Below are 14,174 nucleotides of genomic sequence, written 5' to 3' on the forward strand. Positions count from 1 at the left end.
GGAGAGATCAACGCGCATGTCTGGGGCATCCGTCGCTGTCCGTGTTCATCATTCTTAGCCGGTTCAGGCGGATAAATGCAAGCCTAGTCCTCGAATTCGTCCCAGTCCGAGCGGTCCTCGTTGAGGTCCCAGGCGGCGTAGTCCAATGCATCTTCGGGATCAGCCAGTTCGTTCTCATTGATGGTCTGGCCACGCACCGAAACGCCGGCGCGGTGGACGCTTTCGCGGTCGCCGGTGATCAGGTGGTGCCACATCGGCAGGGGCTTGCCCTCATGCAGCCGGCGATAGGCGCATGAGTGCGGCATCCACAGCAGTTCTTCGATATTACCGGGTTTCAGCTTGATGCAGTCGGGGACGTATTTTTTGCGGTTGGCGTAGTCGGAACACTGGCACTTCTCGGGATCGAACAGCTTGCAGTGAACGCGGGTCGGGATGACTTCAAGAGTTTCTTCATCCTCAAATCGGACCAGACAGCACAGGCCACAGCCGTCGCACAGGCTTTCCCATTCCTGTTCGTTCATCTGCTCGAGGGTTTTGGTTTCCCAGAAAAGTACGCTCATGGCGCCTATATAGAGAAATAGCGGCTTTAGAAAAGGTCCAGATTGGTCACGCAGCCGTTGATCTTGCTTTTCAGGACCTCGAGACGCTGGCGTTCGACGCGGTCGAGGTTCTTTTGGGTCGACAGCCGGTCGAGCTCGGCCTGATCCTTCGCATTAACTGGAAACGTCTTGTCGACGAAGACGATGACGGTGGCGTTGTCGCGTTCGCCGCGCAGGCCGACCTGGCCGGTTTCCGAGCCGATCGACTGCCATCCGTAGGCGCCGCGGAAATTGTAGCGGACATCGTCCAGGGTCAGGCAACTGTCGCCGTAGGTCGCGAACGCCTTCATATCGAAACCGTAGAGCGTCGCCTGGCGCAGGTCGACCGGCAGGCTGCCCTGGCCCAGGTCGGCCAGGGGCACGACATATTGGACCCCGCCCATGGCGCGGAAGCCCTGGGCCACGCGCTTGGTCGGCGCCGCCGCTATGCCGTCGGTCGCCGTCACGGCATCGGTGACGAAGCCGCCGCCCATCGTGGCTTCGATATCGGCGGCACTGGCCTGGCGGCGGTCGTGAGTCTGCAATAGCCCGAATAGACGGTGTTTGAACTCGACGGCGTCGGTTTTCTGCTGGCGCAGATCGGCCTCGGTCTGGGCTACAGCCGGTGTGGCCACCATAATAGCCGCCAAAAGACACACATTTCTGAACTTCATGCGCTTCCTTAGCACAACCCGCGACGCCTGGCAGCGCCTTTAAATGCGATATATGTAGAGTTTCTATTTGACTCAAAACTCTACATATGTTGATATAGTCATATGCCCAGACGCAACCATATATCGCCGCAGACCCGTACCGTGCTCGCCGCATTGGTGGTGCAGCCACAGGCGTGGCGTTACGGCTATGATCTGTCCAAGGAAACCGGGCTGAAGTCCGGCACGCTTTATCCGCTACTGATCCGGCTGGCCGATGACGGCCTGCTGGAAACGGAGTGGCGCCAGCCGCTGCAGCCCGGCCGGCCGCCGCGTCACGCCTACCGCCTGACTGCCGCCGGAATCGCCTTGGCGCAGGTGCGTGCCCAGGAAGCCACCTCTACCGGCACGCAGGAAGCCACGACATGAGTTTCGCCCAAAAACTGGCAAAGTTTCTGGCGGATCTGGCCGCCCGGCTGCTGCCCGCTAACCGTCACGCCTGGGGCGAGGCCATGCGGCAGGAAGTCCGAGCCATCGAATCCGCGCCCGACGCCCTGGCCTTTGCCGGCGGCTGCCTATGGGCTGCTCTTTGCGAAAGGATCACCGTCATGAAAGCCATTGTGTTCACCGGACGCCTGGTCGTCGGTCTCGTCACGGCGCTCTACGGCGTCATGTTCCTGGTCATGATGGTCAATGGCCTGACCGGCCAGGCCGTGCAGCCCGTGCAGCCCTGGATCGTTGTGTGGGTCGCCGCCATGGGCTTCAGCGACCTGGCCGCTGCCGCCGGCCTGGTCTTCTGGAAGCCGAAACTGTTCTGGACCGCCTTCGTTCTGGCGGCCTTACCCAGCCTGGGGCTGACGGTATTCGGGCTGGCCACCCGGTCCGACATGTTCCTGCGCTTTGCCTGGCCGTTCGTTCCCCTGGCCCTGCTGGCCGGCGCGGCGCTGTTCCTGGCCTGGCTGGAGCGCGGGTCCCGCCGGCCGATTGCGGCGTGAAAGGGTAAAAAGCCTTTGCCTTAGGCCGCCGGGGACACTACATCCGCCCCATGAACGCCAAAGCTCCCCTCCTCGCCCTCAAAGACATCCGCCTGATGGACGGCCAGACGCCGTTGTTCGACGGCGTCGATATTGCCCTCGACCGCGGTGTCCGTGCCTGCCTGGTCGGCCGCAACGGCGCCGGCAAGTCGACCCTGATGCGGCTGCTGGCCGGGCTGATCGAAGCCGATTCCGGCGAACGCTACGTCACCCAGGGCACCCGTTTCGCCTTCGTGCTGCAGGAACCCGAGCCCAAGGGCATCACCATTCTCGACTGGACGATCTCGGGCGGGGCGGAATCCTATCTCGCCGAAGCCGAGCTCTATGCTTTCGGCATCGATCCGCAGGGCCCGACCACCTCCATGTCCGGCGGGGAAAAGCGCCGTGCCGCCCTGGCCAAGGCCTTCGCCGAAGAGCCCGACCTGATCTTTCTGGACGAACCGACCAACCACCTCGACATCTTCGCCATCCAGACCCTGGAAGACCGGCTGAAAAGCTTTCGCGGCGCCGCTTTGATCGTGTCCCACGACCGTACCTTCCTGGAGCGGGTCACCGAGCGCTGCTACTGGCTCTACGACCGGCGCATGTTGCGGCTGGACGCCAATTACAGCGGCTTCGACGAATGGCGCGACAAGGTCGAGGCCGAGACCGCGGAGTCGTTGCGCCGGCTGGAAAAGGCCATCGAGCGCGAAACCTACACCTTCTACCGCTCGATCACCGCCCAGCGCACCCGCAACGAAGGCCGCGCCGCCCGTCTCAACGCCATGCGCAGCGATTTTGCCGACCGCATCAAGGCGATGGACAAGCCCATGGACATGGTGCTGGATTCCGGCGGCGTATCGGGCAAGCTGGTGGCCGAGTTAAAGCACGTCTCCAAGGGCTTCGAGGGACGCACCCTTATCAAGGACCTGTCGACCCGCATCCTGCGCGGCGACCGGCTGGCCATTGTGGGCCCCAACGGCGCCGGCAAGTCGACCCTGGTCAAGCTGCTGCTGGGCCAGATTCCCGCCGATGCCGGCGAGATCCGGTTGGGCAGCAAGCTGGATGTCGCCTATCTCGACCAGGGCCGCGACGCGCTGAAGGGCGATGAGACGTTGTGGGACGTGCTGGCCAATTCGGGTTCCGACTCGATCATGGTGCGCGGCGAGCCCCGCCATGTCGCTGCCTATGCCAAGGACTTCCTGTTCCGCGAAAAGCAACTGCGTCAGCCGGTCAAGTCTCTGTCGGGCGGGGAGCGTAATCGGCTTCAGCTGGCGCGGGCCCTGGCCAAGGCGACCAACCTTCTGGTGCTGGACGAACCGACCAACGACCTCGACATGGATACGCTGGACCTGCTGGAGGACATGCTGGCCGATTATGACGGCACGCTGATCCTGGTGTCCCACGATCGTGACTTCATAGACCGGCTGGCGACATCGACCCTGGCGTTGGATGGCAATGGACGGACGGCGGAGACGCCGGGCGGGTGGCAGGACTTCATCCGGCAGAACCCGGACTTCTTCAATCGTGGCGCGACGCCCAAGGAGATCGCGGCCACCAAGGCGGCGGCGGTCCAGATCAAGACGGCGCCGAAGAAGCTGAGCTACAAGGACCAGAAGCGGTTGGAGGATCTCGAAAAGCTGATGCCGCAATGGCAGGGCGAGATCGCCAGGTTGGAAAAGGTGTTGGAGGATGCGACGCTTTATAGCCGCGATCCCAAAGCGTTCGATGCGACGATGAAAAAGCTGGAAAAGCTGCGGCACGATCTCGATACGGGGGAGACCGAATGGCTGGAACTCGAGGATAAGAAAGCGGCTCTGACGGGTCAATAAGCGCTTCCGCGCCTTTCGTCATATCGGCTTCGAAAAACGTCGATAAATGGATTCTTCAGGTTGCAACAAGGTAAATTTTCCGTTACGAGAGTCTCGTCGCACGGTTGTGCGCGGGGACTAAGGGGCGGATATGTTGCAAAAACTTCTATGTCTTTTCGCGGGCTTGGTCCTGATTTTCCTGCCGGCTCCGGCCCTGGCGCAGCAGGGGTCGGGTAAACCGATCGTCGCCGTCTACGAGATGCGGGACCTGACCAACAACGGTCTGGCCGACTCCTTTTCGACCATGATCGCGACCGCCATCGCCGGAACCAGCAAGTTCCGCGTCATCGAACGCAACGAACTGGACAAGGTGCTGGGGGAGCAGAACCGTGCCAATTCCGGCCTGGTGACGACCAACAAGCCCGGCAAGAAGGGCGGGTTCGAAGGCGCCGATTTTCTGATCTACGGCACGATCACCTCCCTGTCGGTGGTCAACAAGTCCGATGTCGGCACCAGCATTGTCGGCTCCCTTTTCACGCCCCAGGGGTCCGCCGCCCCGAAATGCGTCTATTCGATCGCGACGGTCAGCGTCGACATCAAGATCACCGACGCTAGTACGGGCGAGATCAGGTATGTCGACCGTATCGATGAGCAGCAGAAATCGGCTACGATCTGCGACGGCCGGCCGTCAGTCGACAGTTCGGGGCTGCTTCGCGCTGCGGCCGACAAGGTCGCGACCGGGCTGGTACAAGCCATCTACCCCATCCAGGTCGCCGCCATTCAATCCGACGGTGTTTTTATCCTGAACTACGGCGAAGGTGCGCTGAATGTCGGCGACATCCTGACGCTCTACAGCAAGGGCGAAGCCATCTACGATCCGGCGACCGGCGAGCTGCTGGCCAATTCCGAAGTGAAAATGGGCTATATCCGGGTCACCGAGGTGAACGGACGGGTTTCCAAGGCCGTTGCCGTTTCCGAATTCACCACCGCGCCTACCGTGGGTGCCATCGCGCGCGCCACCACGGCTGCGGACAAGGCCGCCCTGAGCAAGCCGGCAAAGAAAAAGAAATAAGGAAGCATGTCGATGCAAAAGGTTTCCCGCCGCCATGCCATCCTGTCCGCCACGGCGATAACCATGGCCTGCACCCTCGCCTGGGGCACCTCCGCCCAGGCCCAGACCTCCATCCGAATCGGCAAGATCGCCAGCCAGGAGACATGCACCTACTACCAGAACAGCGAGGGCAGCGCGGCTGCCGCCGCTTCTGCGGACTGGTTTGGCGCCTCCGCCGCCGTCGCCGTTGCCTGGCGGACATGGTGGGTGAAGGACTGCGTCAGCAACTTCAAAACCATGACCAGCAGCCTGGAGGCCGCTCTGGCCGCGTCGAACAAGCTGACCGTGGTCGACCGGTCGGGCGACTATGTCCTGTCGGGAACGGTGTCGGCCGACGGCACGCGGCAGACCCAGTTTTCCCAGGACACCTCACGGGGGGCGGACTACGACCTTAGCGCCAACAAGCTGTACGCGTCGATGAATGTCACCTTACAGGACCGGTCGGGCCGGAAGGTCTTCGGCGCTACGGTCCGCAAGGAGGTCGACCTGAGCGCCTATCTGACGTCGGACGGCACCACCGCCTCAGTCGAGCAGAGCGGCCAGGCGGTTTACAACCAGTTGCAGGAGGCCCTGGCCCTAGCGGTGGCGCGCAAGATCGCCTTCCGTCTGGAGCCGCTCACCGTCATCGACAATGATGACGGCACGATCCAGTTGAACTACGGCGCGCCCTACCTGCAACTGGGGACCACGGTCCAGGCGACCAGTCCCGACGGTCGCACGGTTATTCGATATAATGTCATCGCCGCCAATGACGCGACGGCGACCGCGGAGCCCGACGGCGCCGGCGATACTGGCCGTATCACCCCAGGCAGTTCAGCCATCGTAATCGAAGCCGACGACCCGGCCGCCAATGGCCGGCGCATGAAGCGTGTCGACCTACCCTGAGCAACCCCGGATTGTTGCGGCTGGCCTGCAAATCCGTTTCGCTTATTAGGCTTTATTTAAACTCGGTCTCCTAAGGTCGAAGGGTTGCAACCCAAAGACCCTTCATGACCGTGCCGCCGACCGCCCGTTTTCTGATCGCAGCGACCGTTCTTACGGCCGCCGGCGCAGCCCATGGCCATACCTCCGACCGCTATCTGACCTGGGAAAACAAAGCCCAGCGCGACACCGCCCAGGCGCAGCAAAATGTGCCCCAGCAAGCGCAACCGGCCGCGCAATACGGCGTGCCTACCTCGCCCTATGGTCAGGTCGGTAATCCCTACCGTCAGACCCTGAACTGGCCGACCAAGACAGGCCCGCAATCCGCGCCCGTCCAGACCGCCAACGTCGAGCGGCCACCGCAACAATCCTATAGTCCGCCGCCGGTCGTTTCGGTCGCCGTGCCGCGCCCCGCACCCCGCCCGCAACCGGTCACCGTTGCACCGGTGCCGATGCCCTCGTCACAGGCGGCGCCGACGCCGCAACCCGCCTTCGATGATGCCGACGAGCCCGAAGTCAGGCCGCGCAACCCGGGACCGCAAGCCGCAGTGCCCGTGCCTCAACCTAAGCCCGAGCCTCAGCCCCTTCCGGTTGCCACGGCTCCCGTGCCGACACCGGCTACCTTGACCGATGGCGAATCCGGCTACCAGGTGCCGGCCACCAGCAAATACGCCGCCCGAATCGCCGCTTCGCGCGCCGCCCAGAGCCAGGAACAGTCCATGGCGCCCGCGCCGGGACCGGACCAGGGTGAGCCGCCGCAACCCACCGGCCCGGCCCACGCCGCCTTGCCACCTGCCCCGCCAGCCGCGTCCCAGTCTTTGGCGTCGCAGGAGACCGATCAGGTCTTTATTCCGGGCGAGCAGATCACCAATGCCGTCACCCAGGAACCGCGGCGTTACAGCCTGCACCGCCAGTACGGCATGCGGCCCGACCGCATCCAGGTCGACCCCAATCCCACCGGCGCCATCCTCGAAACCCGGTTCGACGCACTCGAACCCGAAGACGATGATGACGCTAAAGACGCTCCCTCCGATAACGCCTCCAATTAAGGCTCCCGCATGTCCCGCACCCCGACCTCGTCCCTCGTCGACCTGATCGAACTGGCCAAGGAGCCGTCGAGCACCAAGCGCCGTGAGTTGCTGCGGTCGGTCACCGACATCTTCATGAGCGATCCGGACACCGTCAATCCGACGGAGATGGAGCTGTACGACCAGGTGATGACCCAGCTCACCGCAGATATGGAAACCATCGTCCGCGCCGAAATCGCCCAGACCGTCGCCGGTGCACGCAACGCGCCGCTTGGCCTGCTGCGCAAGCTGGCCGTCGATGAGATCGAGGTCGCCGAGCCGATCCTGACCAATTCCAAGGCCCTGACCGAAACCGACCTGATGCACGTCGTTTCCACCAAAGGCCAGGACCATATGCGCGCTGTATCGCGCCGCGAGGTCGTACCCGAAGCGGTTTCCGGCGTCATCGTCCAGCGCGGCGACGACACCACCCTGCACACCCTGCTCAGCAATGACGGCGCCCGGTTGTCGCGCGCGTCATCCGAAGAGGTCGTGCAGCGCGCCCAGGCAAATCCTGCCCTGCACGAAGTCGTTGTGAACCGCTCGGATCTACCGCCCGATCTGATGAATGATATGTATTTTGTCGTCGAGACGCGCCTGCGCGAACGTATCATCGCGGAAAACGCCAAGCTGGACCCGGCTCTGGTTGAACAGGCGTTGTCAAAGGGCCGCAACCGCGTTGCCATCGCCTATGGCGACTTCCCGGACGACTATGAAAAGATCAATGCCGATGTCGAGGTGTTGCGCCGTAACGAGCGTCTGACGCCGTCGTTGCTGGCCAAATATATGCGCGACCCGAACCCGACCTGGTTCTATTGCGCCTTGGCCCAAATGGCCGATATCGATTTCCTGACCGCGCGGCATCTCATCGAGAAGCGCGAGGTCGATGCTTTGGCCATTGCCTGCAAGGCGGCCGGGCTGGATAAGGCGCTGTTCCTGACCTGCGCCATGATCATGCTGTCGGATACGGAAAACGCCATGGGCAAGGCCGGCGAATACGGCCGGCTGTATATGGACCTGCCGCAGGAAACCGCCATGCGGACCATTCGTTTCTGGCGTATGCGGAGAGCGGAAGGCAAGGCGGCGTAAGCAGGCAACGCCTAAGGCCTGGGAACGGCCACGCCTACCTGTACCCCTCCACCCCTTCGGGGTTCCCCTCCCCACATGTGGGGAGGAGGGCGCTTGAAAACGCCTTTCGCAATAAGCCTGTTTAGCTTTTCTTCGCTGAGAAAAATGAGCGCAGGTACAGCAGGGCGATCACCCCACTGAAAATGCCAAGGCCGCGTTCGATAATGTTACCGTACTGTTCGCGCAAGGCCGCCACATCGACGCCAGAGGTGTCGACGAACAACCGGCTCACCTGGTCGGAATAGCTGCCGATCATGTCGTATAGCGGGGCCCCGGCGCCGCTGATTTCCGCGCCGTTGAAATGCGCGAACAGCTTGAACGCCATCATCGGGGCGTAGATCAGCAGGCAGATAAAGCCCGCGTTCAACAGGATCCACAGCACATTGACCGGCGCACCGATGCCGAACAGGTATTTGCGGCTGAGGATCACCGACCACAGCAAATACAACAGATTCAGCAGGATGACGCCGATCTGGCTGGCCAGGGCGCCGTCGATATTGGACACGAAGTCGTAGTGGAAGACGTAGGTCGTCCACACCGAATTAACCAGCGAGGCAAAGAAGGTCGTCACCCAACTCAGGGTATAGGCCTTCATATTGCCGCCGAGCAGCGAAAAGATCGACCGGTGTGCCTGCATTGCGCCCTCCCTAGAGCTGTTTTTTGCGCAGCATAACCGAGTTGCGCACGATCGGATAGGGTAGCGGCGTCACATGAAAGCCGCGCCCTTAACAAAAATTAACCGTTTTTGGCGATTGGCCGTGACAGGTCCGTTGCCATTTGCCACTGTCGCCACAGGGGGCGTTCATTCCCGCGAAACGTACTCGGCCCGCGAAAAGTATCCGGCGCCATGCACTGCCCCCAAGCGGAGAACCCCGTGATTTCCTTACGCGCCCTGGCTCCTGTCCTGATGTTGATGGCCGTTCCCGGCTTCGCTCAGGCCGCCTGCAACACCGCTCGCGGCGCCATCGACAATCAGCCCGAGCCTCCGCCGCTTGACACCTCGGCAACCAGCACGATCGGTTCGGCGGCACAACTGATCGCCGCCCAATCCGAAATGCTGAATCCCCTGGCCGCGCCGGGTCAATTGGGCGCAGCCATCGCCAATTCACGACTGGACGAGCAAACCATTGCGATCGACCTGTCCAAGGATATCGATTCCCTGGTCGGCTTTACCGGCCATTACACCAATGCCGTCCCCATCCTGGGCATCCGTTTCGAAAATACGCCGGGTTTCGACGCCAAGACCCACTGCAACGCGATTCAGCCCTTCGTCTACAAGCCCAAGCTGGAGGAACTGGAAGGCGGCCGCGTCCGCGCCACGGTCGAAAACGGCCGCTTCAGCATCGAGTTCGACCCCAAGACCCAAAAGACCGCCTGGGTACGTGACGCCGATCCGTCGAAGCAGTTCTTCTGGATCTTCCCGCGCCTGTATGGCCGCAGCACCGTGACCCGTCCGTGGGTGCTGACCACCGCCTACAACAGCCAGTTCCAGGCCGCGCCCAAGGGATCGGCCAAGCGGCGTTGGGTCGCCGAAGCCTTCCTGAACCTGGCCATGCGGCAATACCGCCTGTCGACCCTGAACAAGGGCTGGCCCCAGGGTGCGCGCCCTACCCGCCAGGACCTGGCCGCCGCCATGCAGACCCGCGTCGGCAGCGCCTGCGACAACCAGAACGAAAACCTGATCTGCCTGGCCTCGCACCTCATCGAGTTGAACGAAGCACCGCCGCCGGGCAACCTGCTGTCGGCCGACGCCTTCCGCGTCGGTGATGCCGGCTACCAGAATTCCGGCGTCAGCACCGGCATCCGCCAGCTCGATTTCGGCACCTCCAACACCCAAGCCAAGCAGCTGGTCAAGGTGGTGCTGCCAACCACGGTCGGACGCTACGAGCATGGCTACGGTTACCGCCGCCCGATCCGCACCTGGGACATCGGCACGCTGAACCGGTGGTATGATGAGGACGGCCCGCTGGCCAATGCCGAGCTGTCGCGCGACACGGCCAAGCAGGCCCTGATCGCTTCCCATGCCGACTTCCTGCAGGAAGCGGTCGGGCAATGGACCACACGCGTTGACAAGGCCTATCCCGCCTGGCCGGCCGGCGAGCGCAAGGCCGTCGCCCTGATCGGGATCGATCTCGAAAATGTCAGCGGTTACCGGCTGAACCTGCCGAAAAGCGCGAAGAACCTGTGCGATGTGCTGACCAACAAGGCCGTCACCAACCAGCGCTCCAATGCTTCGGTGGTCGACGCCCAGCGCCGCCGCGTCGTCAATGGCGTCAAGATCCTGATCGCCCAGCCGGCGACCGAAACCATTACCCGGGGCTGCATCATTCCGCCGCCCCCGCCCGTCGTCATACCGATCCTGCCGACCGCGCCGACGACACCGCCCGTAACTCCGCCGGTGACGGCCCCGGTTACGCCACCCGTGACAGCGCCGGTCACGCCGCCGGTTACCCCGGCCAATCTGACGCCGGCCGCGCCGGTAATTTACGAGACACCCGGTCCGACCCTGCCGGCGCCGGATACGTCAAATCCGCCGTCCGTTGCAAACCCGTCGCCCTTGTCGGGCGCCAAGCCGCTGCCGGCCACCGGTGGAATCTGGCAGGTTCAGCAGTCTCTTATTAAGTAAGGGCAGATTTGGTCAAGTAAGGGCCGACTTAGGGATATGGGTGATACGGCAGGCCAGGTCGGCCTCGCCCGAGGCCACGACATAGTAATCGCCGCCATCGGCTATACCCGTCGTGAAGACGACATCGCGCAGGTACATCAAGTGCTCGATCGGCCGGGTCAGGTCCGGATTGGCCTCCAGCAGCGGCACGTGGTCGGTGCGGACAATGCGGCTGGGGTCGTCCCTGTCCAGGATCGACCAGTAGGTGCGGTAGATCCCGACAATCTCCTTGGGCTCGACGCCGTGCCACAGGGTCAGCCAACCATCGTTTGTGAGAATTGGCGGGGTACCGCCGCCCATGCGCGCCGTGGCGACCGTGCCGGAATGGGGCCGGATGCCGGGTTTGAGGTGTGGCTTCCAGTAGAGGCCATCCTTTGACGTCGACAGGTTGATCGACGGGCCGGCGCGCCATTCACTGCCTGGCGGATAGGCGAAATAGAGGTCGCCCAGTGGCCGAGTTTGGGCCCAGTATTCGCCGTCGATCAGGCCTTCGAAGATCAGCATGTCCTTGTTCTGGTGGTCGAGGACGATGTCTTCGAAGGTCCAGTCGAGGCCGTTGTCAGAGCTGTAGAGCGTGGTGCAGTGGCGTTCGGGGCTGACCGAACAGGTGGTCATCAGCCAGCGGTCGCCGACCTTCGAGCAGCGGGCGTCCTCGATACCGTAGCATTGCAGGCTGTTTTGCGGCGTGACGGCCTTGTCGTAGTGGATGGCGACGCGTTCCAGGCCGTCGGGGGTCAGTTCGACCGGCAGAATCCACGACAGCGAGGTCAGGGCCATGATCTTCCAGCCGCCGCCATGCAGCATGAATTTGCGTGGGTCCGCGGTGTCGGCGAGGTCAAGCGGCCAGGCGTCCAGGACATAACGGCCGTCGTCCCAGCGGATGGCGTGGACATGGCCGTCGAAGATCGGTTGGCGCAGGGCTTCGGCGACGCGCACCATCATCAGAAGGTTGCCATTGGGTAGGCGCAGCAGGCCAGGATTGAAGGCCCCAAGGACATAGGTTTCGGCCTCGATATGGCTGCGCAGGGGAGACTGCGACAGGTCGATATCGTCCGGCGTCAGGATAAGCTTATCGACCTCGTACGGGCGGCGTTGCGGCGTGTCGGTGCCGTGAAGGGCCTGACTGTCTGGCATGATGCGGCTCCTGAGAAGGTGCAGCGCAAAATCGTCGCCTTGCCATCAAGAGACAATGTGGAAAGCGATCGCCGTCTGGGTAAGCACAAGGAAGTAAGTCGCCCCACCACCATTTCGCGTCGCTTCACTGCGTTACGCTTGCTCATGGTCCCCCTCCCCACGCAAGCGCGGGGAGGTATCAGAAGAGAGAAGTTCTAACCGTCCAACTGTTCCCACAACTTGCGCGCTGCACCATCGGGATCGTTGACCACCTTGCAGTCTGCATCGACCAGCATCACCGCGCGGCTGGTGACATCGTAGCGCGGCCAGTCCGGAGCGCCAGGTGAGGCGGGTTTGCCGGTGCGGGCGAAGCTGGCCCAGAAGCTGCTGAAGTGGCGGGAGGCCGCTTGCGCGCCCGGACCGTCGCCCAGCAAGCCCGGCTGATCCCAGTTGTAGAAGGTCGCGCCTATGTCGGTGGCGTGGGCGGCGCCCAGGGTCTGGCCATCGGCGCCGGCGATCGACCGGTTGGACCAGTAGCCCCAGCGATAGGTATAGACCGGTGCGGCTTGCGCCGATTTCATGGCGGCGACCACCGCTGTGTCCGTGCCGAAGCTGCGGGCCGTCGTGGCGGCAAAGTAGATGTCGGGCGGCGAGGCGTTGGGGCGTTCTTTGCGGTAGACTTCGATCAGGGGATCGGCCCAGTCGCCGAAGTCTTTGGTCATATGGTCGCGCAGGCCAGCGTCGGTCAGGCTGAACATGGCCGGGTTGCCCATATGGAAGAAGCGCGACTCGGCCAGGGTGTGGCCGATCAACAGGGGGATGTCGGCGGCGAGGTCGGTGACCCGGTCGGTGAAAGGATCGGCGGGCAGGACATGACCATCGACCACGGGACCGAAGCGGCCAGGCAGAAGCGATTCCGAGAAGCCGCGGCCCGCGCGGCCGGACGGTGGCGACGGTGGTTGCGCCAATCCCCCCTGTCCTTTTTCGCCGGCCCATTGCAACTCCAGCAGGGTCTGGGCCGGGACGTCGAACAGTTTGCGGGCATCGGTGATGTCCAGCGCCTTCATCAGGCGGCGCGCCGTCTCAGCGGCAGCTTCACGCGGGGTGCGTTTGCGGGCGGCGCCGCTGGCGATGCCGGCCTTATGGAACAGGCCTTTCGCCGACGGCATCCCTAAGACGGTGCCGGCCTTACCACCGCCACCGGATTCGCCGAAGACCGTGACATTGCCCGGATCCCCGCCGAAAGCGGCGATATTGTCGCGGATCCAGGCCAGGGACTGGACGATGTCCTGCATGCCGGCATTGCCGCTATAGGCCTCGCCCAGGTGTTCGCCGAGATAGAGGAAGCCCAGCAGGCCGAGGCGGTGGTTGCAAGCGACGACGACGACATCGTGGACCGCTGCCATGCGACCGCCATCCTGGGCGACCGAACCGGCCGAGCCGTGGGCATAGCCGCCGCCGTGCAGATAGACCAGGACCGGGCGTTGCTTGTTGTCGGCGGCCGGGGTCCAGACATTGAGCACCAGGCAGTCTTCGGAATAGGCGGGTTCCTGCTCGCCATAGACGGAGCCTTTCGTCTGCATGGTCGGCGGGCCGAGCTTGGTGGCGTCGAACACACCGGTCCACGGGATGTCGGGCGGCGCGGCCTTGAACCGGCCTTCGCCATGGACGGAACCGCCGTAAGGGATGCCTTTGAAGGCCAGGGCGCCGCGGGCGGTGCCGCCCCGGACGGTGCCTGCGGTGGTCTTGACCTCGACGAAGGGGGCTTGGGGGATGGTCGATCGACCGACGGTCTGGGCGCAGGCCAGGTTCGGCAGGACGGCAGCAAGGCTCAGGCCGCCCAGTATCTGGCGGCGGTTCCAGGGGTGACGCATGATCCTCTCCAGTTTTTATAGTTGGAGGGGAGCTTAGGTTAGCGCTACCAAAATGCAAGCGGGATCGATGTCGAGCGTTCGGAAGCCAAGAATGGGAACACGGAAAACACTGAAGGCCGCTGCGCGGCGACACTGAAGGCACGGAATTCAGGTCACTGAAATTCCTGCGCGAAGCGCCTTCTTATGATGCCAAATTTAGCAGGCACTTCGCGCAGATCAGCGCCGATTTCAGTGTTTTCCGTG

Annotated in this window: 13 protein-coding genes; 8 read left to right on the forward strand and 5 right to left on the reverse strand. The window is 63.2% G+C overall.

The genetic code is table 11. From position 1 onward, the window contains the following. Window positions 1-83 precede the first annotated feature (83 nt). Window positions 84-560, reverse strand: a complete 477-nt coding sequence (locus ABAC460_RS39900) for a YcgN family cysteine cluster protein (RefSeq protein WP_023454367.1) — start codon at window positions 558-560, stop codon at window positions 84-86. Window positions 561-586: 26 nt separating this feature from the next. Continuing rightward, window positions 587-1,216: a hypothetical protein gene (locus ABAC460_RS39905; RefSeq protein ID WP_023454368.1), complete on the reverse strand. Its 630-nt coding sequence runs from the start codon at window positions 1,214-1,216 to the stop codon at window positions 587-589. A 138-nt stretch (window positions 1,217-1,354) separates the two neighbouring features. Here ABAC460_RS39905 and ABAC460_RS39910 point away from each other — a divergent pair, with 138 nt between their 5' ends. The 7 genes from ABAC460_RS39910 (at window position 1,355) to ABAC460_RS39940 (ending at window position 8,240) form a co-directional block, all read left to right on the forward strand. Further along, window positions 1,355-1,657 carry a PadR family transcriptional regulator gene (locus ABAC460_RS39910; protein ID WP_023454369.1) on the forward strand — a complete coding sequence of 101 codons (303 nt, stop codon included), beginning with the start codon at window positions 1,355-1,357 and terminating at the stop codon, window positions 1,655-1,657. Continuing rightward, window positions 1,654-2,223, forward strand: coding sequence for a hypothetical protein (locus ABAC460_RS39915; protein WP_023454370.1), 570 nt, complete (start codon window positions 1,654-1,656; stop codon window positions 2,221-2,223). Before ABAC460_RS39910 ends, ABAC460_RS39915 begins: the two co-directional genes overlap by 4 nt. A gap of 50 nt (window positions 2,224-2,273) precedes the next feature. Then, entirely contained in the window at window positions 2,274-4,073 is a 1,800-nt protein-coding gene (locus ABAC460_RS39920) for an ABC-F family ATP-binding cassette domain-containing protein (protein ID WP_023454371.1), read from the forward strand. A gap of 130 nt (window positions 4,074-4,203) precedes the next feature. Beyond that, on the forward strand, window positions 4,204-5,124 hold the full coding sequence (locus ABAC460_RS39925) for a CsgG/HfaB family protein (protein ID WP_023454372.1): 921 nt from the start codon (window positions 4,204-4,206) through the stop codon (window positions 5,122-5,124). 12 nt (window positions 5,125-5,136) lie between these two features. After that, entirely contained in the window at window positions 5,137-6,048 is a 912-nt protein-coding gene (locus ABAC460_RS39930) for a hypothetical protein (RefSeq protein WP_023454373.1), read from the forward strand. Between the two features lie 104 nt (window positions 6,049-6,152). Continuing rightward, the gene (locus ABAC460_RS39935) at window positions 6,153-7,133 is read left to right on the forward strand and encodes a hypothetical protein (protein ID WP_023454374.1); all 981 of its coding nucleotides are present in this window, start codon (window positions 6,153-6,155) and stop codon (window positions 7,131-7,133) included. Between the two features lie 9 nt (window positions 7,134-7,142). Continuing rightward, window positions 7,143-8,240: a DUF2336 domain-containing protein gene (locus ABAC460_RS39940; RefSeq protein WP_023454375.1), complete on the forward strand. Its 1,098-nt coding sequence runs from the start codon at window positions 7,143-7,145 to the stop codon at window positions 8,238-8,240. 121 nt (window positions 8,241-8,361) lie between these two features. On the opposite strand, the gene ABAC460_RS39945 is transcribed toward ABAC460_RS39940, so the two are convergent. Further along, entirely contained in the window at window positions 8,362-8,916 is a 555-nt protein-coding gene (locus tag ABAC460_RS39945; RefSeq protein WP_023454376.1) for a hypothetical protein, read from the reverse strand. 237 nt (window positions 8,917-9,153) lie between these two features. Between ABAC460_RS39945 and ABAC460_RS39950 the strand changes: the two genes are divergently transcribed. Then, entirely contained in the window at window positions 9,154-10,905 is a 1,752-nt protein-coding gene (locus ABAC460_RS39950) for a hypothetical protein (protein WP_023454377.1), read from the forward strand. A gap of 12 nt (window positions 10,906-10,917) precedes the next feature. Here the strand turns inward: ABAC460_RS39950 and ABAC460_RS39955 are convergent, their stop codons facing one another. Then, window positions 10,918-12,078, reverse strand: a complete 1,161-nt coding sequence (locus tag ABAC460_RS39955) for a glycosidase (protein ID WP_023454378.1) — start codon at window positions 12,076-12,078, stop codon at window positions 10,918-10,920. Between the two features lie 194 nt (window positions 12,079-12,272). Further along, window positions 12,273-13,931, reverse strand: coding sequence for a carboxylesterase/lipase family protein (locus tag ABAC460_RS39960; protein ID WP_023454379.1), 1,659 nt, complete (start codon window positions 13,929-13,931; stop codon window positions 12,273-12,275). Window positions 13,932-14,174: the final 243 nt, after the last annotated feature.

The organism is Asticcacaulis sp. AC460, assembly GCF_000495795.1.
In the GTDB taxonomy this organism is placed as follows: Bacteria; Pseudomonadota; Alphaproteobacteria; order Caulobacterales; family Caulobacteraceae; genus Asticcacaulis.